Source organism: Acidimicrobiales bacterium (genome assembly GCA_035533095.1).
Lineage (GTDB): Bacteria > Actinomycetota > Acidimicrobiia > Acidimicrobiales > Palsa-688 > DATLUM01.
On sequence record DATLUM010000054.1, the window covers coordinates 61,408 to 84,509 of the forward strand.

The following is a 23,102-nucleotide window of genomic DNA, read 5'->3' on the forward strand; positions in this document are numbered from 1 at the left end:
AGGCAGGGACGGGGGGTCAATGCCAGACGACATCAGCAGGCGCAAGTTCCTCGCGGGTGGTGGAGCAGCATTCGGAGCTGTGGTCCTCGGCGGTTCGGCCTCGAGCCTCCTCGCTGCTTGCGGCAGCAGCGGTAGCAAAAGTGGTGGACCCGGACCGGCGCCGAACCCCAACGCGGGCATCTCGAATGCCACACCCAAGATGGGTGGAACCCTGATCGTGGCCACCGAGGCCGAGGACAACGGGTTCAACCCTACGGTCGCCAGCTGGGACGTGACCGGTCTGATGTACGGGGCTGCCATCTTCGACACGCTGACCGCCGTCGATGTCAACGGCAAGGTCCAGCCGAACCTGGCCCAGTCGGTGACACCCAACGCCGGCGCCACGCAGTTCACGATCACGTTGCGCCCGGGCGTCAAGTTCCACGACGGATCAGCCCTCGATGCCAACGCAGTGGCGAACAGCCTGATCGCCAACGTCAAGTCACCCCAGAACGGCCCTGCACTTTTCAATGTGGCCGACGTGAAGCCGAGCGGCGCAATGACCGTTACGGTCACGTGCAAGGAGGCCTGGCCGGCATTTCCCTACTACCTCGCCTATTCGATCGGGACGGTCATGTCTCCGTCCATGCTGGCGGAGCCCAACAGCGGCAACCTCAAGCCGATAGGGACCGGGCCCTTCGTCTTCAAGGAGTGGGTCCCCAACGACCACCTCACCGTCGTGCGGAACCCGAACTACTGGCGGCAAGGTCGCCCGTACCTCGACCAGGTCACTTTCCGGCCGATACCGGACCACCAGTCGAGGGCGAACGCGCTGCTCGCCGGGGACATCGACATCATGCACACCGACGATCCCCAGGACGCTCAGTCGCTACCGAAGAAAAGGAGCCTGGTGTCGATCACCGACCTCGACAACAACGCGACCGAGCGCGAGGTCCACTTCTACATGATCAACACCGCCAAGCCGCCGTTCGACGATGTTCGCGTCCGGCAGGCGCTCGCTTACGCCACCGACCAGAACCGGGTGCATTCGATCATCGACGTGGTCAACCCGGTCGTCAAGAGCCCGTTCAGCACAAAATCGCCCTACTACGTCGACGTCGATTACCCGACGTACGACCCGGCCAAGGCGAAGCAGCTGATAGCGGCCTACGAGCACGACAAGGGCCCGCTTCGCACGTTCACCCTCTCGACCGTCACCGACGCGAAGGACCTCGCCCGAACCACCCTCGTGCAGGCGATGTGGAAGGAAGCCGGGATCAACTGCCAGGTCCAACAGGTCGAGCAGAGCCAGTACATCGTGCAGGCTCTCTTGGGAAACTACGACGTGCGGGAGTGGAGGCAGTTCTCCGCTGCCGACCCCGACGAGAACTACGTCTGGTGGTCGAGCCTCACCGCGTCGCCGATAGGGGCGCTCGCTCTCAACTTCGCCCGCAACAAGGACCCGCAGATCCAGGCTGCTCTCGAAAAGGGGCGGACCAGCCTCAACCAGGCCGACCGTGTGGCCGCGTACCAGGAGATCTCCCGGAGGTTCGCGGCCGACGTCCCTTACGTCTGGCTGGACCAGACCGTGTGGCTCGTCTCCGCCAAGCCGACGGTGATGAACTTCAACAACCCCACCTTGCCCGACGGGTCGCCGGCGCTGAGGATGACGGCGGGATTCATCAACGTCGGGCAGATCTGGCTGAACAAGTAGGGGGACACTATGGCGCGGCTGGCGCTACGCAAGTTCCTGATGCTGGTGCCAGTGGTCCTGGTCGTCTCCATCCTGACGTTCTTGCTGCTCAACCTGCTACCCGGCAATCCGGTGTTCATGATCCTGGGCCCCGGCGCGACCCCGAAGGGTGTGGCGCAGCTGACCAATCAGCTCCACCTGAACAAGCCCATCTACGTCCGCTACGTGGACTGGCTGTGGGCCGCTCTGCACGGCAACTTCGGCCAGTCCTACCTCAACCACGAGCCCGCATCGACTCTCATCCACCAGGCTCTTCCGGTCACGATCGAGCTGCTGGTGATATCGCAGATCATCGCTCTCGTCATCGCCATACCGCTCGGCGTCTACGCCGCACGCCGGCCGGGCGGTTGGATCGACCAGGGCTCCTCGGCGTTCTCCTTCGGCATGCTGGCTATCCCCGCCTTCCTTCTGGGAGTGCTGCTCGTCGGGGTCTTCGCGGTCCACTGGCACCTGTTCCCGGCGACCGGCTATACGCACCTCACGGCCAACCTCGGCCGCAACGTTCAGTCCCTCTTCCTCCCGGCGCTCACCCTCGCACTCGGTTCGCTGGCCGCTTACGTCCGGCTGCTGCGTTCGGACATGATCGCCACCCTGCAGCAGGACTTCGTCACCGTCGCTCGGTCCAAAGGCCTGAGCTCCCGCTACATCCTCTGGCATCACGCCTTCAGACCCTCGACATTCTCGTTGGTGACCCTCGCAGGACTGAACGTCGGATCGCTGATCGGAGGGGCCTTCATCGTCGAGATCATCTTCGGGATTCCGGGTATCGGCTCCCTCACGCTCCACTCGATATACCAACGCGACTACCTGGTGGTGCAGGCGTGCGTGTTGATAATCGCGGTTGGCTACGTCTTCGTCAACTTCGTCGTAGACCTGCTCTACCCGTTGCTCGACCCGAGGGTCCGCCGTGTCGTTGCCTGAGGTGGGGACCGGGCTGATCGCCGGCGGAACCTCGATCGACCCGGCTGCCACGGGGATCGAGGGAACAGCCACGCCGGGGTTCGGGGTCGCTGCTCACAAACGTCTGGGATGGGTGTTCTGGGTGGCGGCCGGTTGGGTGGTGCTGGTGATCCTCGCCGCCATATTCGCCGGGTTGCTGCCGCTTCAGGACCCGTCCGTGCCGTCCGCTCTGCCAGGGCTCGATCCGAGCGGATCCCATTTGCTCGGCACTGACGAGCTCGGTCGTGACCTTCTGTCGAGAGTTGTCTACGGGTCGAGGGTTTCGCTCATCGTCGGGTTCTCTTCCATTGCCCTGGGACTGGCCGTCGGGGGGATGCTCGGCCTGCTCGCCGGGTACTACCGCGGCTTTCTCGATTCGGTGATCACGGGTGCTGCCAACATCCTGCTCGCGTTCCCGGCTCTGGTACTCGGTTTGGCGATCGTGACCTTCTGGGGTCCGAGTCTCTTCCACGTCACGATCGCCATCGCCATCCTGTCCATAGCGCCGTTGACGCTCGTCGTGCGTGGCTCCACCGTGATCTACTCGGAGCGGGAGTTCGTGTCCGCCGCCCGCATGCTGGGAGCGTCCAACCGTCCCATCATCCTCCGTGAGATCTTCCCAAACGTGGTCCCTGCTGCCGTGTCGCTAGGACTCATAAGCGTTGCCGTCGCGATCGTCGCCGAGGGAGGGTTGTCGTTTCTCGGGCTGTCCGTCAGGGCGCCCACCCCGACCTGGGGCAACATGATCGCCGAGGGTCAGGCGGTGATCGGCCAGCATCCCCTGATAGCGCTCTGGCCGGGTCTCGCAATGTTCCTGACCGTGCTCGCGCTCAACATCGCCGGCGACCGGTTGCGCGGTTACTTCGACATCAAGGAGGGGGGGCTTTGACCGGCGACCCTCTTCTCGACGTGGTCGACCTGGTCACTCACTTCTACACCGAACAGGCGGTAGTCCGCGCGGTGGACGGTGTGTCCCTCCGGCTGGAGCAGGGCCGTACGCTGGGCATTGTCGGCGAATCCGGTTCGGGAAAGACCATCCTGTCCCGCTCGATCATGGGCCTGCTGCCGCGGCGCAACGTGGTCCGCCGTGGCGAAGTGCGCTTCCAGGGCAGGGACATCGCCAAGCTTGCGGAGAGAGAGCTCTCGAGGATCTGGGGGGCCGACATCGCCATGGTCTTCCAGGACCCGATGACGTCGCTCAACCCCGTGGTGCGCCTCGGGCGGCAGTTGACGGAGCACATCCAGGTTCACACGGGGGTCGGGAAGAAGGAGGCCCGCAACCGGGCAGTCGACCTTCTCCGGTCCGTCGGCATCCCCGAAGCGCGCCGGCGACTGCGGGAATACCCGCACCAGCTCTCCGGCGGTATGCGCCAGAGGGTGATGATCGCCGTGGCCCTGGCGTGCGGACCGAAGCTTTTGCTGGCCGACGAACCGACGACTGCTCTCGACGTGACTGTGCAAGCCCAGATCCTGGACCTGCTCACAGCGCAGCAAGAGGAACGCCACATGGGCATGATCCTCGTCACCCACGACCTGGGTGTGGTCGCCGGGCGGACCGACGAAATCGCGGTCATGTACGCCGGCAAGGTCGTGGAGAAGGCGCCGACACGCACCCTGTTCACCGACATGCGGATGCCGTACACCGAGGCGCTGATCCAGTCCATCCCGCGTCTCGCCAATCCCAGCCACACCCGCCTCACCGTCATTCCCGGCCGGCCGCCGGACCTCGGCCGGCCACTCGCCGGTTGCCGGTTCGCGCCGCGGTGCGCGTACGCCCAGGACCGCTGCTCGGTCGAGGAGCCACCGCTGGTGGAAGCGGCGCCCGGGCACTCGTACGCGTGCTGGTACCCCGTGGGGACTCCCGAGGGCTCCGATGCGCTCGCCCGCAACCGGCGAAACGGGCAGATCCACTCGTCTGCCGCGATCGGGGAGGCCTGATGGCAGGGAGCGGGACGGCACACCTGCGCGACTCCGACGATCCCCTCCTGCGGGTCGAGAACCTGGTGGTGGAGTTCCCGGCCGGGTCGGGCCGCCGGGTCCACGCGGTGTCGGACGTCAGCTTCGACGTACTGAGAGGCGAGACCCTGGGGCTGGTGGGGGAGTCGGGGTGCGGCAAGTCGACTACGGCCCGAGCAGTCATCCAGATGATCAAGCCCAACGCGGGGCGTGTCGTGTTCGACGGGACCGAGCTCACCGGACTGCGCGGGAAGGAGCTTCGCCAGCTCCGCCCGGAGCTGCAGATGATCTTCCAGGACCCGATCTCGTCCCTGAACCCGCGCCGGCGGGTCGTGGACATAGTCGCCGAGCCGCTCACGATCTGGAAGAGGGACACACCGAGCGAGCGCTCCGACCGGGTGCGGGAGATCTTCGACGTCGTCGGTCTCGACTACGACGCAGCCCGTGACCGCTACCCGCACCAGTACTCGGGCGGCCAGTGCCAGCGGATAAGCATCGCAAGGTCACTCGTGCTCGAGCCGAAGCTCCTCATCTGCGATGAACCCGTGTCGGCGCTCGACGTATCCGTCCAAGCTCAGATACTCAACCTGCTCGAGGATCTGAAGGAGCGTTACGGCTTGACCATGATCTTCATCGCCCACGACCTGGCTGTCGTGAAGAACATCAGCGACAGGGTGGCGGTGATGTACCTGGGGAAGGTCTGCGAAGTCGCGCGAGCCGACGATCTGTACTCGCGTGCCGCCCACCCCTACACGAACACCCTCCTCGCCTCTATACCCGAGCCGGACCCGGACTTCCGGCCGTCGACCACCTACAAGGCCCGCGGCGAGTTCCCGTCCCCGGTGTCCCCGCCGTCGGGGTGCCGGTTCCGGACCCGCTGCCCGAGGGCCGAGGCACTATGTGCCGAAGAGGAACCCGTCATCCGCGCCAACGGCCCTGACCACTATGTCGCCTGCCATTTTCCGGTCGAGGCACCCGTCACGATGACCGCCGGCGCACCGGCGGGTTGGAGCGGCCCCGCCGCTGGGGGCTAGTGTGCCTCCTTCGTGGGTTCGCTGATCAAGAAGCGCCGCAAGCGCATGCGCAAGAAGAAGCACAAGAAGATGCTGAAGGCGACCCGCTGGCAGCGGCGGGCCGGCCGCTAGGGCGAGCCGCGCCTGTGGGGGTCAACCGGCGCAGCGAGATCAGGATGAGCCCGCAGGAAGTCGAAGCGTTCCTGCAAGAGGAGCGCACCACGACGATGTGCACGATGCACCCCGACGGGTCCATCCATGCCGTGGCGATGTGGTACGCCTTCCTCGACGGGAAGATGGCGGTCGAGACCAAGGCCAAGTCCCAGAAAGTGCAGAACCTGCGGCGCGACCCGCGGCTTACCTTCCTCGTCGAAGCCGGGGACCGCTACGAGGAGCTCCGAGGGGTGGAGACAGTCGGCAAGGCGCGGATCATCGAAGACCCCGATTCGATCTGGTCGTTCGGCGTCTCCATGTGGGAGCGCTACATGGGCCCCTACAGCGAGGAGCACCGGGCCGGCGTCGAATTCATGATGAAGAACCGGGTCGTGGTCGTGATCGACCCGGTCAAGGTGGTCTCCTGGGACCACCGCAAGCTGTAAACGTCTTCAGTGACCTGAGGCGGTCGGCTTCGCCGGCGGCACACCGAGTCTCGGCGCTGCGACGGCGGTCTCCGGCCACCGGCGCCTCGAGACGGTCGAGAGTTTCCGCATGAGGGCAATCGCGCCCGGGTCATCGTCGCCGGGCCTGGTCTCGATGGCACCGTCGGCGATCATCCCGTCGATGATCTCCCGACCGGCGTCGGTGCGCACGACGGTGAGGGTCCAGTCGTTGAACGCGCCTATCCCCCCGGTGGAGATGTCCGCGTGCTCCGCCGCGAAGTCAGGGCAGAGCTTGCACCCCTCGCGCGTCCAGGCATGGCATTCCTTCAACGGAATCTCGTGGTAGCTGCCGTCGCGCATCCAGATCTGGAACACGCCCTTGATGTTCATCTTCACCATGTCGGCCTTCTTGAGGCCGTACTTCGCTTCGAAGAGCTCCTCGAAGATGGCGTCGTCGAAGGTCTTGGAGCACAAGAGCCCTATAGAGAGCGCGAGGCGCCTCGCGACCTTGCCGGCCTTGCGGGCCTTCATCACCCCTGGGACGGATGCCTGGCAGCTCATGCCCACGAGAGCCAGCCGCTCCGCCCCGTCCTCGATGGCCTGCACGTAAGCCAGCGTGTTGGCGGAGTAGGTGTATCGCGAGCCGGCCGACGCGAGTATCTCTTCCCGTGTTCGGGCGATGCCCGGCACCGCCTTCCAGGTCGAGCCGTCACCCTCCAGCATCGACACGAGGGCCGCGTCGATGCGGCCATGGTCCAAGCACCACAGCAGGATCGCCGAGACGAGCCCGCCGTCCTGCCCGTTGGAGTGCAGCTCGGGGTCGGTCGCCCGGGCCAGGAAGACGTCCTTCGACATGCCGGCCTGCTCCTCGGGCTGGCGCTCTCGGCCGAACATGAAAGTGTCGATCTCTGTTTCCCAGTTGCGGAAACGCGGGCAGGCACGGGTGCAGCTCGTGCACCCACGCTGGCCGTGGCCGCAGTCGGCGGGACCTAGCTCCTCCTCGAGGTGGAAGGGCTTGTACACGCCGTTCGTGTCGTCGTAGCCGAGCACATCGTGTGGACACGCGACGATGCACCCCGCGCATCCCGTGCAGAGTCCCGATGTAACCACTTCGGAAAAGAGCTCCGCCCATTGGGCGCGCCAGCGTTCCTTCGCAGGTGCAGATTCGGTCGCGGTCACGAATTGGCAGGCTAGTAGCCGGTTCCCGCCTACAGCACACCCGGTACGGTGTCCCCTGCCCATGAGTACGACGACGCCCGCCGGAACCCGACTTTCCGGGGCGATGGTCCTGCTGTTCGCGGTCGGGTGCGGTCTGTCGGCGGCCAATCTCTACTACGCCCAGCCGCTGCTGCACACCATCGCGACCGATCTGCACGCCGGCTCCGGTGAAGCAGGACTGATGATCACCTCGGCCCAGCTGGGGTACGCCGTGGGCCTGGCGCTCCTCGTGCCCATCGGCGACATCGCCCCTCGCCGCCGCCTCGTGCCTGCAGTCCTTCTCCTCACGGCCGCCGCTCTTGCCGTGTCGGCTGCTGCGGGGTCGATCGCGGTGCTGATCGCCCTCGCGCTCTTCGCAGGAATCGGATCGGTCGCCGCCCAGATGCTCGTACCTCTCGCGGCGGAGCTCGCGGGTGAACAACGACGCGGTCGGGTCGTGGGATCGGTCATGAGCGGGCTGCTCCTGGGGATCCTCCTGGCCCGGACGGTGTCCGGCGCGGTCGCCGGCGCATCGAGCTGGCGGGTCGTGTACGGCGTCGCTGCTCTCGCCGTGGTGCTGCTGGCAGCCGTTCTTTCACGGGCCCTGCCACGCGAACACGACCGGCCCCACCTCGCCTACCACCGCCTGCTGGCGTCGACGGTCGAGGTGTTCAAGCGCGACCAGGTGCTTCGCCGGCGGGCGTTGTTCGGCTCGCTCGCTTTCGCCGGGTTCAGCATCCTCTGGACGACGCTCGCCTTCCTGCTTTCAGGCTCGCCGTACCACTACGGCGACACCTTGATCGGGCTGTTCGGGTTGTTCGGAGCAGCCGGAGCGCTGTGCGCCTCGTTCGCCGGACGCCTCGCCGACCGCGGTTGGCACCGTAGGGCGACGATCGGATTTGCCGCTGTCACGCTCGCCGCCTGGCTGCCGCTCTGGCTCGGCGGTCGTCACCTCGCCGGCCTCGTGGCCGGCATCGTCATCCTGGATGTCGGGGTGCAGGGCACGCACGTGATCAACCAGAGCGTCATGTTCTCCTCCGGCGGCCGCGATCGCAGCCGTGCGAATGCCGTCTACATGGTGATCTACTTCGCGGGAGGAGCCGCTGGCAGCGCCGTGGCGGCGGCGCTGTACTCCACCGGGCGGTGGGCAGCGGTGTCAGCGCTGGGAGCGTCCGTCGCCTTCGTCGGGCTGGCCGCCGCCGCAGTCGACCGTGCCCGCCCCGTCCTCCAGAACGGCTGAGCAGGCGGACTCCGAACGTAGGTGCTCGAGCACCCTGCGCGAGATCCCGGCCAGGGCCTCGAGGTCGCCGGGGTCGAGCAGGTCGATGAAGTGGCGTCTCACGCTCTGAACGTGCCCGGGAGCGGCCGAACGGATCTGTTCCATCCCGGCGTCGGTCAGCACCGCGAACGCCCCGCGGGCGTCAGAGCTGCATTCCTGCCTTCGTACCAGGCCCCTGGCCTCCATGCGCGCCACCTGGTGCGAAGCCCGGCTCTTCGACCAGTCGAGCCGCGTCGCTAGATCGGACATGCGGATGCTGTGGTCGGCGGCCTCCGACAGGTGCACGAGGATCTGGTAATCGGCGTAGGAGAGCCCCGAGTCGGCGAGCAGGTCGCTTGCCAGCTGGCTGTGTAGCCGGTCGGTCATGGCGAGCCACCCGCGCCACGCACGGTCCTCGTCAGCGTCGAGCCATCGGGCGGCGGCCATGCCTACAGTCTAGGTAGTTGACAGATCAAATAGCTGTGATAGAGTGGTTGTTGACATATCAACTCAAGCACCGGAGGTATCCGACATGAGCGCAACCCTCGAGACCACCGGCCTGGCCGCCGGCACCTGGAACATCGATCCGGTCCACTCCGAGGTCGGTTTCGTTGTCCGCCACGTCATGGTGAGCAAGGTCAAGGGCGTCTTCTCCAAGTTCGAAGGCGCCATCACCGTCGACGAGGATCCGTTGAAGTCAAAGGTCGAGGCCACGATCGACGCCTCGTCGATCGACACGCGCGAGGCTCAGCGCGACGCCCACCTGCGTTCGTCCGACTTCTTCGACGTCGAGACCCATCCCGAGATCCGCTTCGTCTCGACCTCAGTGGCTCGCGCCGGCGACGACTTCAAGGTCACCGGTGACCTGACCATCCACGGCGTCACCCGCCCGGTCGATTTGGCTCTCGAGCTCAACGGCGTCGGCCCCGACCCGTGGGGTGGCCTGCGCGCCGGCTTCTCGGCCACGACCGAGATCAGCCGGGCCGACTTCGGCATCGTCTTCAACATCCCCCTTGACGGCGGCGGGGTAGTCGTCGGTGACAAGATCAAGATCTACCTGGAGATAGAGGCCGTCCTCGCCAGCTGACCCTTAAAAGAGGTTCGCGCCATTCGCCGGCAACTCTGCGAACCTTCTTTAGTTGCCGTCGTCGCCCGCCCACGGTTGCAACCACCTCGGGTCCACGGTGTCGCCTTCACGGATGAACCGGATGTCGGCCGAGAGCCGCATCGCGTCGGTTCCCGTGTCGAGCGACGCGTGCACCATGTGGGGTGAGTGCGCCGCGACGTCCCCGGCTTTGTAGTCGGCCCACAACCAACGCCGGCCGGTGGTTTCCGCCACCCAGGCGAGGTCGTGGCTCAAAGGTCGGGCGTCGCCGGGGCGGTCGGTGACGGCGCGCAGGGGTGCGAGCTCCGCCGGATCCATACGGTGGCTGCCTTCGAGGTAGACGAGACCGCCCGTGGCCAAGGGGCAGTCGCCCAGGGGGATCCACACCGTGACGAGCTGGTCGCTCCCCTCGTCGAGGTAGGTGTAGTCGGTGTGCGCCCGAGAGGCGCGCCTCGAGGCTCGGTCGAAGTGCCGCACGATCGAGCGGGGGAGGCGCCATGCCGGCCCGTCCAGGGTCGACTCTGCGAGACGCAGCAACTCCGGCTGGGAAGCGAACCGGTCGAATTCCTCGCCCCGTACGAACCCGTGCGCCGGGTGACCTTCGACCCCGTGTGGCGGCAGGCCCGAGGGGGCGCGCCCAGAGAAGACGCCGTCGGCGGCCGTAGACCCCTCGCGCAGGTAGCCGGGGTCGAAGAGCGAGAAGTAGGCCGACCGCATCGCGATAGATCTGGCCGGGTCCAAGAAGCCTGGGAGGTAGAGGTAGCCGTCCTCGAGGTACCGGGCCCTCAACTCGCCGGGGTCGTGCAGCAGGTCGGAGCTGTCGCGCAACGGCGCGAAATGATCGGTGTCGAAGGGAACCGGTGTCCCGTTGGAAGTGAGCGTCGTCGGCATGGCCTTGCCTTGATCGGGAGGTCGGCGGGCCAGACTACGCGCTTGGCCCGGTGCACTCCCGGATCCTGTCGGGGCGGCCCCCACGTCAGCGGTCGTCGAAGGGCGAGCAGATCTGGCAGGGCCGGAAACCGGGCTCGTGGGGCCCCACCGCGCGAAGGTTGTCCTTGTTGGCCACGACCGGGCAGTCCGGACGGTGGATCAGGTTGCCCCGCTCGGTGGCCACCAGCGGAATCGTGGTGGTAGCCGCAGCGGCCGCCGGCTCGGCTCCGCGGCCTGCCGGGCGCGGGGCGGCGTCTTTCTCCGTGGTCTCGTCCGCGACCTTTGAACGTGCGCGGGCACTGCGGCCCCGGGGCGGGGCTATGGCGGCCGCCGAAACCCCGAGCGGCGCCACAGTGTGCTTCCCGTTGGCTCCCGCCCCGAGCTGCGCTTCTATGCGCCCCAGGGCCTGGAGCATCTGCTGGTTCGCGGTCGTCGACGTGCGGATCTGGCGGGTCATCCAGTAACCGAAGTACAAGAAGCCCCCGATGAACACGAGTCCGAGGCCGAGTAGGCCGCCGGAGATGAGGTAGTCGTTCTGCTCGTAGGTGTGGAACGTGTGGGCCGAGCCGTACCAGCCGACGATGATGACGATGATCCCTATCGGCAGCAGGAGGCCTCCCGCCACCAACAAGACCGTCTCTATAGGGAAGGGCCGTCTCCGTCTCGACCGCAGCTTCGCCGCCGCGCCGATCAGCGAGAGGTGACGCGCAGGGACGGACTCTTGACCTGCTCCTTCTTCACGCCCGGGATCGACGGTCGCATTCATGTCCCCTCCTCTAGCGGGCAGTTGCTGGCAGGCGGCAGATCAGGTATGTGGCGCGTCATCCGCACCAATCCTGCGCCGGCGATCGCCGCCAGGATGAGTAGTGACACCAGCAGCCCGGCCTTGACCGGTTTGGACAAGGCCGCCGGCGTGATGGCCCCCAGCGTGCCTCCCGGACCGTTGGAGCGCGACGTGCCCCCCGCCGGGGTGGTCGGCGTGCCTGCGAGCGACGGAGACGACGACCCTGTGGGCAGGGTTGACATGCTCGCGGCGACCCCGGCTGCGGTGGTCGAGCCTCCGAGGTTGCCGAGCACGCCGGTGTCGGTCGGCAAGGATCCAGAGCCGAGGTCCAGCGGGAACGGTGGTGTGGCGATGGCTGTGGCCGTCGCGCGCCCGAGGGTGATCGTGAGGCTGGAGCCGGTGAGGAAACCGGGGAGCGTGCAGAGCACCCCGAGCTGCGAAAGTTGAGACGGCAGGGCGCTGCAGTCGAGGTTCACCGACGCGTCGGAGGGAAGCGCGAGGCTGATCTTCAGTCCGCCGGCCGTTATCTCCTCGGCGGGTGACTGGTTGGTCTCGACAACTGGCAGGGGCGTCATCGTGACGTTGAACGCGGAGATGAACTGGTTGACCTGGGCGGCGGTCGGAGCGGCCAGAGCGTTGGGAAGGTTGGTGCTGACGGGGCCGACGCTGATGCCGTCGGTGCCGACGCTCACCTGGTGACCTTCGATCGTGATCTCTCCGATGTGCGTATAGGCACGCCCGATCGGCGAGGTCCCGTCACTAGAGGCAGTTGCGCTCGACGTGGTCGCTCCCACCGTGATCAGGCCACCGAGGATCGACAAGCTCGAGAACGCACCCGTCGCGGTCGACTGAGCTTCTGTGTCCGTCGTCGTCGCTTGCGAGTTGCCTTGCACTCCCTTCACGTCGAACAGTCCACTCACGCTGAAATCGGATAGCGCCGACTTCGTGCTCGTGCCGTTGCCGTCGGCATGAGAGACCATCTCGGCCGCGCCGCTGGTGTTGCCCTGCGGGTAGGTCGAGTCGGTCGGGCCTGCGGGGTAGAAGGTCTCGGCGCGCATGGGGTCATTGGCCTGCGCCGCCAACGGGGCCAGCTGGTCCGGGAGTCCCAGCTCGCCCGAGAGGGAGCCGAGGTTGCCGGCCGTGCCGCCGGGCCACACGACCGAAGCCAAGCCGTGGCCGAACGGGCCAGTCTCGAAGTCCGAGCTGTCCTCGGGTACGTCGCCCTCGGCGAGTGGATGCGCCCCGGCGAGGCCGGCGGTGTTGTCGATCACGAAGTCGAGGCTGTTGGCGTCCGCCTGGGACGTCCACCCGATCAGCGAGGTGTCGGCATGCGCGGAACCGCTGGGCGCGACAGCCCATACGAGGAACGACGCTGCGGCCAGGCAGACCAGTCGCCCTCCGAGCCGCCTCGAAGCCCGTCCCGGACCCGGGCCCTGCGGCACCGGTTCGTGTCTCCCTCTCATCGGTTCACCTCGCGGGTAGTGCGGAAGTCGGTCACGACGCGGCCCCCAGGTAGGCGCCGGCGACGTCCTGCATGTCGGCCGGTTGCCCGACGTCCTGGACCCTCCCGTGCACGAGCACGGCTGCGTAGTCGGCTATCGCGAGCGCGGTCCGGGCGAACTGCTCCACCAGCAGCACCGTCATCCCGTCGGCCGCTAACTGCCCGAGGACGTCGTAGAGCTCCTTGACGACGAGGGGGGCGAGTCCCATCGAGAGCTCGTCCACCAACAGCAGGGAAGGGTCGGTCACCACAGCCCGGGAGATCGCGAGCATCTGCTGCTGGCCGCCCGACAGCGTCCCCGAGAGCTGCTTGCGCCTCTCTCCCAGAATCGGAAATCTTGTGTACGTCTTGTCCTGCACGTCCGACGCAGAGAGACCCGAGCGGCCGTAGGTCATGATCTTGAGGTTCTCCTCGACCGTCAGGTTCGGGAAGATCCCACGGCCTTCGGGGATGCTGCACACGCCAGCGCGCGCGAGGCTGTCAGCTCCGACGCCGTTGACGTGCTGGCCGGCTATGTGCACACATCCGGCGGACGCCTCGTGGCGCCCGTCTATGACCTTCAACGTGGTCGTCTTGCCGGCGCCGTTGGGGCCGAGCAGGGCGAAGAGAGTGCCGGCAGGCACGAGCAGGTCGACGCCGCGAAGGACTTCGATGCGCCCGTAGGCTGCGCGCATCCCGATGAGCTGGATCGCCGGGGGTATCAACGCAGCGCCTCGAACTCGATGGTCGGGTCGGCGGGATGGCCCTGATCGGGCTCGATGATCTCGTCTCCGGCGCCGAGGTAGGCCTCTTGCACCTTGGGGTTGTTACGGACCTCGTCGGCCGTGCCCTGCGCGATGTGGATGCCGAAGTCGAGCACATGGATCCAGTCGCACACTTCCATGATCAGGTCCATGTCATGCTCGACCAGGAGCACCGCTATACCGTCGCCGGCGAGCTCGCCGAGCCGGCGGCCGAACTCCTCCGATTCGTGGGTGTCGAGACCCGACCCGGGCTCGTCGAGCAGCAAGAGCCGCGGCTGGGCGGCCAGGGCCCGGCCGAGCTCGGTTAGGCGGGCGAGCCCGGTCGGTAGGGTGTTGGCCGGGGCGTCGGCAACCCGGTCCAGCCCGATCCTGTCCACGATCTCGTCGGTCTGCGCGTCGACGTCGAAGCGGGTACGGCTCCAACGCCGGCGGATCTCGGCCGCGACCTGGATGTTCTCGCGGACTGTCAACGAGCCGAAGATCTCCAGCCGCTGGAACGTACGGGCGATGCCCATGCGGGCGCGCCGGTGCACCGGCAGGGACGTGACGTCGCTGCCGTCGATCATGACCCGGCCCTGCGTCGGGGACTGCAGGCCCGTGATGACGTTGAAGATGGTGGTCTTGCCGGCGCCGTTCGGTCCGATCAAGCCGGTCACCTTGCCCGAGTCCGCGTCGATGCTCACGGTGTCGAGCGCGGTCACGCCGCCGAAGCGGACGCTCACGTCAAGCGTCTGCAACAGTGGCATGGCTGACCTCTGCAGGGATGGGTGGAATCGACGACGGACCGAACCTTGGGGACCGGGAGAAAATCTCCCGGAAGCGCTCGCCCGTGCTGGCGATGATCCCCTCGGGACGCAGCACCAGACCCAGCGCGCCGAAGCCCGTCATGAAATAGGTGACCGCAGTGAACCTGGTGGGCAGGTGGATGGCGATCTGTGGAGCGAGTGACAGCGACAGGGCGCCGGCGAGCGCGGCGCCGGGTGTGGAAACGCCCCAGATGTAGACGATGAGCACGATGAACAGGCTCTGGATGTACTGGAAGTTGTCGCTGGTGACCGTGTGCTGGGTCGATCCGTAGAGGGCGCCCCCGAACGTCGCCAAGGCGGTGGCCACCGAGAACAGTGCGATCTTGGTGATCCTGAGGTTGAGGCCAAGGGTCGCGCACGCCGCCTGGCTGTCCTTCGTGGCGTTGAGCAGCCTTCCGAACGGACCCCTACGGATGGCGAGGACACCGGCCGCGAGAATGGCGAATATCGCGGTCATCACGATGAGGTTCGTGCGGTTGTTCTCGAGACTGAGGCCGGGGAGGTGCAGGCGCGGGACGACCAGGTCGCTGCGACCCATGACCGAGTCCTGCAAGAAGAACAGGTAGTAGGCGAGCTGCCCGAACGCCAGCGTCGACAGGGCGAGCTCGAGGCCGCGAAGTCGCAGTGCCGGTAGGGCGACCACCGCGCCCAGAGCGGCGCCGGCGAGTGCCGCTACGAGGAGCCCGACGGGGTTCCCGCCGTGGCCGGTGTGGGCGAAGATCCACGCGCCGAACCCGAAGAACGTGTACTGGGATAGGGAGATCTGCCCGCCGTAGCCCGACAGCAGGACGATCGAGAGTGCGCCGATGCCGAGCGAGACGCCGGCGTTGACGTTGCCTAGAACCGTCCCGTGCAGGAGCGGGGCGATGACGGCTGCGAGGACCACGAGGAGTGCGCCGGTGGTGAGGCTGGCCCGCGCCGATGGCACCCTGGTCGCCTTCGCGACCGGCGCGACCCCGGCACGGAGGCGGACGGCTGGGAGCACGAGGAGGACGATGAAGAGGAACAGCGTCGGCAGCACGGGCCGCAGGTGGAGGAGCCAGCCGCTCAGGTTCACGTAACCGGTCACGTACGCGTCGGCCAACCCCAGGACCATCGCCCCGGCGAAGGTCAGCGGCAGGCTTCGCAGCCGTCCGAGCATCGCCGCCGCGAAGCTGTTGAGGACCAGCAGCGTGAGGTTTAGGACGTCGAGCGCCGACGTGGAAGCCTGCAGTATCCCGGCGAGTGCACCCAGCGCAGCACCGATCATCCATGACAGCGCATTGAGTGATGCCGGCCGGCCGCCGTTGAGCGCCATCAGGGACCGGTCGTCCACCACACCGCGCATCGCGATGCCCAGGCGGGTGTTGTAGAAGAACAGCCGCAGCCCTCCCGCCACCGCCGCTGCCAGGACGATGCTTATGAGCTCCTCATAGCTGACGCGGTTGCCGGCGATGCTGACGTGCCGGTTCGCCCCGAAGAACAGGCTGAGGTTCCTCCCAGTCGTCTGGGGCCAGACCGTGAAGGCAATGCCCATGAGCGCGACGAGGATCGCAAGGGTGACGACGAGCATCAGGCCCGTGTCGTTGATGTTCACGTGTCGTATCAGGACGCGCTGAAGGAGCACCCCGATCGCAGGGGCGATTATCAGCAGGCACAGGCCCAGCGCGAAGGGTGCCGCCCAGTGGTCGCTGACCCGAAGCTGCCAGTAGGTGAACGCCATCACCATGCCGATCGCCCCATGGGCGAAGTTGAACACGCCGCTCGTCGTGTAGGTGACGACGAGTCCCGACGCGGCTATCGCGTAGATGGCTCCGAGCGAGATGCCGGCGATGGTGAGGCCGATGAACTCGTTCATCTACGTCGTCATGCGCTGGTGAGGTAGTAGTTCGGGGTGTTGGCGCAGTCGAACCCGGTCGCCGGCATGCCCGGGGCACGAATGAACTTGCCGTTGGAGACGTCTATGACGATCCAGCAGTACGCAGGTGTCTTCTTCGCCGGGTTGTCGGTCGCCACCATCCCGCCGGCGGTGAACTGCTGGACGGCGCCGAGACCCGAGAGAAGGGCGGCTCGTGTCGGCAGGCCACCGGCGTTGATGCCCTCGACGAAGAGCATTCCCGACATCCAGCCGTACGCGGCGAACAGGTCAGGGGTGGTGTGGTAGAGGGCCTCGTACCACTTGTCGAACAGTGCAACCTGGGGCACTGCCCCCGCGTCCTCGCCTCCGTACAGGGCGACGCTCTGGGTGAGGACCGCGCCGTTCGCTGCCGGCCCCGCGCCGCTGATGAAGGCTGGATCGTAGGCGGGCGCCCCGTAATCGGCGAAGGGGATCTGGTAGCCGATGTTGTAGAGCGACTTCGCCATGTCGGCGTAGACCGAGGCAGTGGCCTGGAACACGATCCCCTGAACGCCGGCCTGCTGCATGGCGCGTGCTTCGGCGTCGAAGTTCGTCTGGGTGGGCTCGATCGCGTCCTCGTGGTAGACGAAGTTGTAACCGATCGACTGCAGCGCCTGGACCTCGGCGAGACCTTCCTGCTCGGCGGTGGAGTTGTTCTCCGTGAAATACGCCATCTTCGTGATCGCCTGCGGGTATCGCTGCTTGAAGTAGATGTAGGGCGCGATGTTCCAGCCCAGCGGCTCCGGTTGCGGCGAGAAGTTGTTCGGCAGGTTGAACCGTTGAGGGCTGAGGGCCTCCCCGATGTCGGGGATGTTGTCCTTCTGCAGAACGGCGGCACCCCCCTGGTCGTCGACCGAGAAGGATCCGACGAAGGCCAGCACCGAGTTCGCGAGCGACTGGGTGGCGGTCGCGTTCTGGCTGGCGTCGAGGTTGTCGTCGGCGGACTTGAGGACCAGCTTTCGGCCGCAAACACCTCCGATGCTGTTCTGGTATGCGGCGAACGCCTGCGTCCCGCGCTGAGCGCCGACGAACAAACCGGGGATCGGGCCGGTCAGGGTGCTGACGTTGCCGACGTCGATTTCACTGGCAGATACTCCCGGATCGTGGCTCGGCGCTCCCGCCGGGCACACCTTCCCGCCGGCCGCTGCCGCCGTCCCGGCGCCCGAAGAAGACGAGCCCCCAGCGGCCCCCGAAGCGGCTTGACCGGTAGGGGTTGACCCTCCCGTCGTCCCGGAGCTGCCGGCGGTCGTCGCAGCCGATCCTGATGAGAGAGCCCCACCCACCGCACTCGCACCGGAGTTCCCGTTGCCCGATCCGACCCCGACGCTGCCGCCACCGGACTGGAGACGGTTCGCCGCTTGCAGCTGCGCCTGGGTGAGGCGCGCCCCGCAGGCGCCTGTCAGGAGCGACAGGCAGGCGACGACGGCGAACGTTGCGTGCTTTCTCATTCCACCTCCAGGGGCACCGGAAGGGCGCGCGAAACGTCGAAATTCACAGTGGTGAGGATTTCGGCGCCGCCGAGCATCATCCCTGCGCAACACGCTCGGCGGCAATGATTGCGGTTCCACCAGTCGGGACATCCCCAGCAGGCGACTACGCTCCGCGGTCGACCACGGAAAACGAGGGGGAATTCGGACATGGCACAGGTCAACACGATCAAGGGACCGGTGGACACCTCGCAGCTCGGCCCCACGTTGATGCACGAGCACGTCTTCGTGCTCCAGCCAGACCTACTGCAGAACTACCCGGACCCTTGGGACGAGAAGGAGCGGGTCGGCGACGCCATCGAGAAACTCCGGCGCCTTGCTGCGCTCGGGATCAAGACGATCGTCGATCCCACCGTGGTCGGCCTCGGGCGCTACATCCCCCGACTCCAGCGGATCAATGACGAAGTCGACATCAACATCGTCGCCGCGACCGGGCTGTACACCTACAACGACATCCCCCACACCTTCCACTACGTCGGTCCCGGCACGATGGTCGGTGGTGACGACCCGATGGTCGACATGTTCGTCCGCGACATCCAGGAGGGGATAGCGGGGACAGGGGTGAAGGCGGCGTTCCTCAAGTGCGCCATCGATGAGCCGGGCCTCACACCAGGAGTTGAGAGGGTGATGCGCGCCGTCGCGAAAGCCCATCGCGCGACGGGTGCTCCAATCACGGTCCACACCTTCGTCGGGAATCAGAGCGGCCTCATCGCACAGAAGGTGTTCTCCGAGGAAGGAGTGGATCTTTCGCGGGTCGTGATCGGCCATAGCGGCGACTCGACCGATCTCGACTACCTGCGCGCCCTCGCCGACGCCGGGTCCTTTCTCGGCATGGATCGCTTTGGTATCGACGTGATTCTCCCCACGTCGGACCGCGTGGCGACGGTGGCGGCTCTGTGCAAGGACGGCTACGCCGACAGGATCGTCCTGGCCCACGACGCGTCGTGCTTCATCGACTGGTTCAACCCGGACATGATCAAGGCGATTGCGCCCAACTGGAACTACGAGCACATCTCCAACGACGTGATCCCGGCGCTGCGCGAGGCAGGGGTCACCGAAGATCAGATCACGACGATGATGGAGGCGAATCCGCGCAACTACTTCGAGAAGGTGAGCGCCTACTGAACCTCGCCGGCAGCGTCTCGTGCCGGGCCGTGGCTGCAGAAGGGTTCAGTCGCTCTGCCTCGGGTTGGCGGCGACCCAGTCCGGCCATGGCGTGGGGGGCGCCCCGCTGATCTGGCCGACGAACTCGCCGAAGTACCAGCGCCGCAGATCGAGTGCATCCGGCGGAGTGGCCAGCGTGAGCAGGTGCTCGCCCGCGAGGCAGTAGCTGTCCGCCGCGTCGAGGGCTTCACCCAGCCGGATGGCCGCCTTCGCCACCGAAGAGGGCATCCGGTACACGAGATCGACGCTCGTGGCTCCGTTTTCGCGCGCCTCCAGCACCTTTGCGTCCTGCTCGAGGGTGGTGCCCGCGAAGTCGCGCTGTATCTCCTCGACCAGGTCCAGAAGTTGGCGTGGCACGTGGGTCCGGGGTCCCTGTTCGCTCGCGGCCGCGATGAGCATGAACTCTCTCAGGAGGTCGTCGAGGTGTTCCTGGGCGCGCTGATGGATCTGAACGGGGAACCCGATGATCGAGACTTCGCAGAGGTCCTCCTCCGAGACGCCCCTCACGCCGTGCTCTGGAAAACTGAGAGGTTCGACAGGCCGGTGCGCGAGGCCGGGCTCGCCGAGGTCTCCTCCATGGCGTCGTCGACGTCGTCATCGATGCTGACCAGATGTCGCATACCGCGTCGTGCCGGACCAGACCGCAACGTGCACCAGACCGTCTTGCCGCCCGGCCACGTCTCCGCGCCCCACTCGTCGGCCAGGGTGGCTACCAGCCGGAGCCCGCGGCCGGTCGTTGCCTGTGCGCTGTGCGACTTGGTCATCGGGCTTCTCGGTGAGCTGTCCGAAACGCGGATCTGAAACACGTCCGACTCGTATATGAGCTCGACCACGAATGGGGTCACCGCGTGTATGACGCAATTCGTCGCAAGCTCACTCACCACCTGGCATGCCTCGAACTCCAGATCCTCCGCTTGCATGTCTATCAGGGCACGGCGAACGAAGCGGCGGGCTTCACCAACGCTGGCGAGGTCAGCCCCGAAACCGGCGCTGGCATGACTCATCACAGGGCAGCGTAGGTCGTGTCACGAAACCTCGCACGGTGCCATTGTCGGGTGGCTGGCGGGGGAGGACTCGAACCTCCAACATCCGGATCCAAAGTCCCGCCCGAGTCGTGAGGTTTAGAACGGTCTGAAGCGTTCTGGCAGGTCAGCGGGGGTGCCGGGAACTACATCGTTGTGGCTAGTTGGGTCCCGAGAGGGTGGCGCGGTGAAGTTCCGTTGACAAATCCGTTGACAAGACGCAAGCGGGGGGCAAGGTTGCACTAGGAACGTGATGGCGCATTCTTTCCAAACCCCCTGAGAGAGGTAGCCCCTCCAAAAAAGCGCGGAACCCCAGGGAGGGGGTGCCTCGTGTGCACGGGCCACGCGGCACTCCCCCTCCCCCTGCCCTCAGGCCGGGGTTTTACTGCCCGTCGCGCATCTGAGGCAAAGCTTCAGCGACCGCAGGAGCAGACCCGAGTTTCTGGTTCATTGCGATCAGCTCCTTCCAGATCAACTGGAGCAAGTATCCATTCGCCAGGTCGGCAGCCGCAGTCGCCATCGTCGCATGGCGCGTCTCGGCATCCAATCGGCCGCCCTTCCCCGCTCGCTGAAGTTGGTCAATAGCTTGCGCTCGGTACTCGTCGATAAGTTGGGCGGTCGTCTTTGGCGGTGCCGGCGCCGGCACCGCCTTCTTCCCGAATGGCATGGCTTACCTCCGTTGCGGATGCTTCCCGCCGAGTCTCGCGCGCTCACTACGCTGCGCGTCTCCCGGCCCGGATCGCTCGACGCTCCCGTTGGGTGAGCCCGGCCCATATCCCGTCCAAGTCCGCTCCTTGCTCAAGGGGACCAGCTACAGGGTGACCCGAATAGGACCCAAAGGCAATCTCCTCTAACCCGGCGCGTCCTCGTCTGATTCGGCGAGAAGTTCGGCCGAGTAGAGGAGGTACTTCCCATCCTCCGGATCGGTCGTCGCGGGAATGCCTAGCGTCTTGTTGACGCTCTGCATCTTGCCGTTCTTGCGGTGGACGCTTGATCTAACCCTTGTGGCCCCTGCGGCCGAGCAGTTGTCAAGCACCTGGCGCTTCAGGTCCGTCGCTATCCCGTTGTTTTGCTTAGGGACGGCTACACCGATCGAGTAGATGACACCGAACCCCTGGTCGTCGCGGTACGTATAGACAACGACGCCAATGATGCTTCCATCCTCTACGGCGACAAGACAGTCAAGGGTTTCGTCCGCGCCGAGATCGTCGACCGCCTCATGCAGAACGGTCTGCGCATGCATCGCGTACGACCCCGAGCGCGACTTGGCGCAGCGAAAGGCCTTGATCTCCTCGACGTCCGCAGGACTCCACCTGCGGATCTCCCAAACGGGCCGCGCCAGGCGTTCAGATGGCCCGGGACGGGTGCGTATACACCGGGCTGGTGGCGGCGAGCAGGGCCTCGATCGCGGCAAGCTGAGCGGCGCTCAGCGGCGCGCCCTTGCCCAACTTTCCGTCCTTCGACCTGCCCAAGGCCCTCACCTCCGCACTATCGGTTGTCTGCCTGTTGTCACTTTAAATGATGTGTTCCCAATACAGAAGGCCCGGAAGTCCATTTCTTTCATCGTTTCTTCTGTTCGTTTCTATCTCTATCATAGATGGCGTACCGGGGGGATTGACCTTAGCCCGGATGGCACCGATCGGCCTCGGGCGACTTCTCGCTCTTCTCTTAGGCGGCGCGCCGGTCGGCCCTGATCTGCCGCCGCTCCCGTTCGTCCAGACCGCCCCAGACACCCGCAAGCTCCGCTCCCTGTTCCGGGCTCCACGCGCGGCACTGCGAGTACGAGACGCGGATGATCGCTCAAGGCGAACCGAAACCTAAGAGCTAGGAGGCGCGTCCCCCGGCTTGTACTGCGTGTACTCAGACGATCCGCAACCAGGACAGCGGGCGTTGCTCAGAACACGCTCCTGCTGGCCCTGAAGGGCCATTGACTGCATCGAATAGCGCTCCCGCTGCTTGCCGATGGCGAAGAGCGAGGCCCGGCCCATCGCCTTCACCTGGGAGCCCCTTGGCGCCTTCTCGGTCGCCCATTCCTTTGGCAGTAGCCACCGGTTGCCGCAGTTGTTGCAGATCCTCGTGTAGTCCTTGGCTGCCATACCGGCCCTCCCCCGTCGCCCCGCTGGCCCCGTCCGGGAGCCTACGCCGCGCGCGAGCGTCGTTTTAGGGCCGAAGGACCCTACCGGCGTAACGGCGCGAAGCCGACAATAAGGAAGTGGAACAACTATCGCTTAACGATGTTCGCTTCTTGCTCGACGAGATGGCGGAGTGGCGGGTGCTCATCCCCTTCGACGCGGCGGAGCTAGTCCGATATCAACGCCTCTGCGAACTTGAGCAGGAGATGATCCACGCTCAGTCAAGGTGACCCAGGGTGAGCCGTACACGTCGACCGACTGTCGTATCGGGGACCACACGAGCTGCCAGGAGAGGCGGATCGCCCCGCACTGCGCCTGCCCTTGCCACCCCGAGGAACCAACGAAGTCTCGCTAGGCCGGTCGGTCGGTCGAGCCGATTCGGTTAGCAGCGCTAACTGGCGGCGGTCCGGGCCCACCCGTAACGTCCACTCCGCGGGGACGCGCCCGGCTACCAAATCTCACCACCTGGAAGGAACGTGATGGCGCATTCTTTCCAAACCCCCTGAGAGAGGTAGCCCCTCCAAAAGCGCGAACTCCACGGAGGGGCGTGCCTTGTGCTTCGTCCACTCGGCACGCCCCTCCCTCCACTGAGATGTCTCCCGGCCGGCGTTGGCAGACGGTCGACTAGTCGGGCGGTAGCCGGCCGGTCTCGCGCGCCCATGCCTCCACGTCCCGCCAGTCCCACACGAGCCCGGCTCTCAGCCGCGCGACCGGCTGGGGGAAGTCGTCATAGCGAGCGATCCAGTCGTGCACGAGAGAGGCGTGACGGGCCCCCAGGCGCTCCGCTATCTCGGATGCCCCTACAAGTTGGTCGGCAGGCACTTCCTTAGCCCCCACGAGTCGGGGAACGTAGCCGAG

The 23,102-nt window shown here is 66.3% G+C and carries 26 protein-coding genes; 10 read left to right on the forward strand and 16 right to left on the reverse strand.

Annotated features, from left to right (window positions below):
• Nucleotides 1-19: 19 nt before the first annotated feature.
• The 7 genes from VNF71_06860 to VNF71_06890 are packed head-to-tail and all read left to right on the forward strand — an operon-like array spanning nt 20 to nt 6,239.
• Nucleotides 20-1,693, forward strand: coding sequence for an ABC transporter substrate-binding protein (locus VNF71_06860; GenBank protein HVA74270.1), 1,674 nt, complete (start codon nt 20-22; stop codon nt 1,691-1,693).
• 9 nt (nt 1,694-1,702) lie between these two features.
• A complete protein-coding gene (locus VNF71_06865; protein ID HVA74271.1) occupies nt 1,703-2,653 on the forward strand; it encodes an ABC transporter permease in 951 nt (316 codons plus the stop codon).
• Nucleotides 2,640-3,560: an ABC transporter permease gene (locus tag VNF71_06870; GenBank protein HVA74272.1), complete on the forward strand. Its 921-nt coding sequence runs from the start codon at nt 2,640-2,642 to the stop codon at nt 3,558-3,560. Before VNF71_06865 ends, VNF71_06870 begins: the two co-directional genes overlap by 14 nt.
• Nucleotides 3,557-4,609 (forward strand): ABC transporter ATP-binding protein, encoded by a 1,053-nt coding sequence (locus VNF71_06875; protein HVA74273.1) that lies wholly within the window; start codon nt 3,557-3,559, stop codon nt 4,607-4,609. The genes VNF71_06870 and VNF71_06875 overlap by 4 nt, the downstream gene beginning before the upstream one ends.
• Complete coding sequence (locus VNF71_06880; GenBank protein ID HVA74274.1) at nt 4,609-5,661, forward strand: oligopeptide/dipeptide ABC transporter ATP-binding protein; 1,053 nt, start codon at nt 4,609-4,611, stop codon at nt 5,659-5,661. Before VNF71_06875 ends, VNF71_06880 begins: the two co-directional genes overlap by 1 nt.
• Nucleotides 5,662-5,673: 12 nt before the next feature.
• Complete coding sequence (locus tag VNF71_06885; GenBank protein ID HVA74275.1) at nt 5,674-5,772, forward strand: AURKAIP1/COX24 domain-containing protein; 99 nt, start codon at nt 5,674-5,676, stop codon at nt 5,770-5,772.
• 44 nt (nt 5,773-5,816) lie between these two features.
• Nucleotides 5,817-6,239 (forward strand): PPOX class F420-dependent oxidoreductase, encoded by a 423-nt coding sequence (locus VNF71_06890; protein HVA74276.1) that lies wholly within the window; start codon nt 5,817-5,819, stop codon nt 6,237-6,239.
• 6 nt (nt 6,240-6,245) lie between these two features.
• On the opposite strand, the gene VNF71_06895 is transcribed toward VNF71_06890, so the two are convergent.
• A complete protein-coding gene (locus VNF71_06895; protein HVA74277.1) occupies nt 6,246-7,418 on the reverse strand; it encodes a Coenzyme F420 hydrogenase/dehydrogenase, beta subunit C-terminal domain in 1,173 nt (390 codons plus the stop codon).
• Between the two features lie 61 nt (nt 7,419-7,479).
• Here VNF71_06895 and VNF71_06900 point away from each other — a divergent pair, with 61 nt between their 5' ends.
• The gene (locus VNF71_06900) at nt 7,480-8,676 is read left to right on the forward strand and encodes an MFS transporter (GenBank protein HVA74278.1); all 1,197 of its coding nucleotides are present in this window, start codon (nt 7,480-7,482) and stop codon (nt 8,674-8,676) included.
• Here VNF71_06900 and VNF71_06905 read toward each other — a convergent pair.
• Nucleotides 8,593-9,141: a MarR family winged helix-turn-helix transcriptional regulator gene (locus VNF71_06905; GenBank protein ID HVA74279.1), complete on the reverse strand. Its 549-nt coding sequence runs from the start codon at nt 9,139-9,141 to the stop codon at nt 8,593-8,595. The genes VNF71_06900 and VNF71_06905 overlap by 84 nt on opposite strands.
• 85 nt (nt 9,142-9,226) lie before the next feature.
• Between VNF71_06905 and VNF71_06910 the strand changes: the two genes are divergently transcribed.
• On the forward strand, nt 9,227-9,781 hold the full coding sequence (locus VNF71_06910; GenBank protein HVA74280.1) for a YceI family protein: 555 nt from the start codon (nt 9,227-9,229) through the stop codon (nt 9,779-9,781).
• A gap of 48 nt (nt 9,782-9,829) precedes the next feature.
• On the opposite strand, the gene VNF71_06915 is transcribed toward VNF71_06910, so the two are convergent.
• From VNF71_06915 to VNF71_06945, 7 genes are all read right to left on the reverse strand, one after another.
• Complete coding sequence (locus VNF71_06915; protein HVA74281.1) at nt 9,830-10,690, reverse strand: phytanoyl-CoA dioxygenase family protein; 861 nt, start codon at nt 10,688-10,690, stop codon at nt 9,830-9,832.
• A gap of 85 nt (nt 10,691-10,775) precedes the next feature.
• Nucleotides 10,776-11,495: a hypothetical protein gene (locus VNF71_06920; GenBank protein ID HVA74282.1), complete on the reverse strand. Its 720-nt coding sequence runs from the start codon at nt 11,493-11,495 to the stop codon at nt 10,776-10,778.
• The gene (locus VNF71_06925; protein ID HVA74283.1) at nt 11,492-12,976 is read right to left on the reverse strand and encodes a choice-of-anchor P family protein; all 1,485 of its coding nucleotides are present in this window, start codon (nt 12,974-12,976) and stop codon (nt 11,492-11,494) included. The genes VNF71_06920 and VNF71_06925 overlap by 4 nt, the downstream gene beginning before the upstream one ends.
• A 31-nt stretch (nt 12,977-13,007) precedes the next feature.
• Nucleotides 13,008-13,718: an ABC transporter ATP-binding protein gene (locus VNF71_06930; protein ID HVA74284.1), complete on the reverse strand. Its 711-nt coding sequence runs from the start codon at nt 13,716-13,718 to the stop codon at nt 13,008-13,010.
• Complete coding sequence (locus VNF71_06935) at nt 13,715-14,503, reverse strand: ABC transporter ATP-binding protein (GenBank protein HVA74285.1); 789 nt, start codon at nt 14,501-14,503, stop codon at nt 13,715-13,717. The genes VNF71_06930 and VNF71_06935 overlap by 4 nt, the downstream gene beginning before the upstream one ends.
• Nucleotides 14,481-16,400, reverse strand: a complete 1,920-nt coding sequence (locus VNF71_06940; GenBank protein ID HVA74286.1) for an ABC transporter permease — start codon at nt 16,398-16,400, stop codon at nt 14,481-14,483. Before VNF71_06940 ends, VNF71_06935 begins: the two co-directional genes overlap by 23 nt.
• Before the next feature lie 8 nt (nt 16,401-16,408).
• Nucleotides 16,409-17,887: an ABC transporter substrate-binding protein gene (locus VNF71_06945; protein ID HVA74287.1), complete on the reverse strand. Its 1,479-nt coding sequence runs from the start codon at nt 17,885-17,887 to the stop codon at nt 16,409-16,411.
• A gap of 189 nt (nt 17,888-18,076) precedes the next feature.
• Here VNF71_06945 and VNF71_06950 point away from each other — a divergent pair, with 189 nt between their 5' ends.
• Nucleotides 18,077-19,051, forward strand: a complete 975-nt coding sequence (locus VNF71_06950) for a hypothetical protein (protein HVA74288.1) — start codon at nt 18,077-18,079, stop codon at nt 19,049-19,051.
• Nucleotides 19,052-19,096: 45 nt separating this feature from the next.
• Here VNF71_06950 and VNF71_06955 read toward each other — a convergent pair whose 3' ends face one another.
• From VNF71_06955 to VNF71_06985, 7 genes are all read right to left on the reverse strand, one after another.
• Nucleotides 19,097-19,597 carry a hypothetical protein gene (locus tag VNF71_06955; GenBank protein ID HVA74289.1) on the reverse strand — a complete coding sequence of 167 codons (501 nt, stop codon included), beginning with the start codon at nt 19,595-19,597 and terminating at the stop codon, nt 19,097-19,099.
• A complete protein-coding gene (locus VNF71_06960) occupies nt 19,594-20,094 on the reverse strand; it encodes an ATP-binding protein (protein HVA74290.1) in 501 nt (166 codons plus the stop codon). The genes VNF71_06955 and VNF71_06960 overlap by 4 nt, the downstream gene beginning before the upstream one ends.
• A 400-nt stretch (nt 20,095-20,494) precedes the next feature.
• Nucleotides 20,495-20,779, reverse strand: coding sequence for a hypothetical protein (locus VNF71_06965; protein HVA74291.1), 285 nt, complete (start codon nt 20,777-20,779; stop codon nt 20,495-20,497).
• 183 nt (nt 20,780-20,962) lie between these two features.
• The gene (locus tag VNF71_06970; GenBank protein HVA74292.1) at nt 20,963-21,484 is read right to left on the reverse strand and encodes a GNAT family N-acetyltransferase; all 522 of its coding nucleotides are present in this window, start codon (nt 21,482-21,484) and stop codon (nt 20,963-20,965) included.
• Nucleotides 21,459-21,584: a hypothetical protein gene (locus tag VNF71_06975; protein ID HVA74293.1), complete on the reverse strand. Its 126-nt coding sequence runs from the start codon at nt 21,582-21,584 to the stop codon at nt 21,459-21,461. The genes VNF71_06970 and VNF71_06975 overlap by 26 nt, the downstream gene beginning before the upstream one ends.
• Nucleotides 21,585-21,929: 345 nt before the next feature.
• A complete protein-coding gene (locus tag VNF71_06980) occupies nt 21,930-22,208 on the reverse strand; it encodes a hypothetical protein (GenBank protein ID HVA74294.1) in 279 nt (92 codons plus the stop codon).
• A gap of 660 nt (nt 22,209-22,868) precedes the next feature.
• Nucleotides 22,869-23,066: a hypothetical protein gene (locus VNF71_06985; GenBank protein ID HVA74295.1), complete on the reverse strand. Its 198-nt coding sequence runs from the start codon at nt 23,064-23,066 to the stop codon at nt 22,869-22,871.
• Nucleotides 23,067-23,102 lie beyond the last annotated feature (36 nt).

Coding starts and splice junctions, on each gene's coding strand:
- VNF71_06860 (HVA74270.1), top strand. CDS start 20: ATGCCAGACGACATCAGCAGGCGCAAGTTCCTCGCGGGTGGTGGAGCA.
- VNF71_06865 (HVA74271.1), top strand. CDS start 1,703: ATGGCGCGGCTGGCGCTACGCAAGTTCCTGATGCTGGTGCCAGTGGTC.
- VNF71_06880 (HVA74274.1), top strand. CDS start 4,609: ATGGCAGGGAGCGGGACGGCACACCTGCGCGACTCCGACGATCCCCTC.
- VNF71_06890 (HVA74276.1), top strand. CDS start 5,817: ATGAGCCCGCAGGAAGTCGAAGCGTTCCTGCAAGAGGAGCGCACCACG.
- VNF71_06900 (HVA74278.1), top strand. CDS start 7,480: ATGAGTACGACGACGCCCGCCGGAACCCGACTTTCCGGGGCGATGGTC.
- VNF71_06905 (HVA74279.1), bottom strand. CDS start 9,141: ATGGCCGCCGCCCGATGGCTCGACGCTGACGAGGACCGTGCGTGGCGC.
- VNF71_06910 (HVA74280.1), top strand. CDS start 9,227: ATGAGCGCAACCCTCGAGACCACCGGCCTGGCCGCCGGCACCTGGAAC.
- VNF71_06915 (HVA74281.1), bottom strand. CDS start 10,690: ATGCCGACGACGCTCACTTCCAACGGGACACCGGTTCCCTTCGACACC.
- VNF71_06920 (HVA74282.1), bottom strand. CDS start 11,495: ATGAATGCGACCGTCGATCCCGGGCGTGAAGAAGGAGCAGGTCAAGAG.
- VNF71_06925 (HVA74283.1), bottom strand. CDS start 12,976: ATGAGAGGGAGACACGAACCGGTGCCGCAGGGCCCGGGTCCGGGACGG.
- VNF71_06935 (HVA74285.1), bottom strand. CDS start 14,503: ATGCCACTGTTGCAGACGCTTGACGTGAGCGTCCGCTTCGGCGGCGTG.
- VNF71_06940 (HVA74286.1), bottom strand. CDS start 16,400: ATGAACGAGTTCATCGGCCTCACCATCGCCGGCATCTCGCTCGGAGCC.
- VNF71_06945 (HVA74287.1), bottom strand. CDS start 17,887: ATGAGAAAGCACGCAACGTTCGCCGTCGTCGCCTGCCTGTCGCTCCTG.
- VNF71_06950 (HVA74288.1), top strand. CDS start 18,077: ATGGCACAGGTCAACACGATCAAGGGACCGGTGGACACCTCGCAGCTC.
- VNF71_06960 (HVA74290.1), bottom strand. CDS start 20,094: ATGAGTCATGCCAGCGCCGGTTTCGGGGCTGACCTCGCCAGCGTTGGT.
- VNF71_06965 (HVA74291.1), bottom strand. CDS start 20,779: ATGCCATTCGGGAAGAAGGCGGTGCCGGCGCCGGCACCGCCAAAGACG.
- VNF71_06980 (HVA74294.1), bottom strand. CDS start 22,208: ATGGCAGCCAAGGACTACACGAGGATCTGCAACAACTGCGGCAACCGG.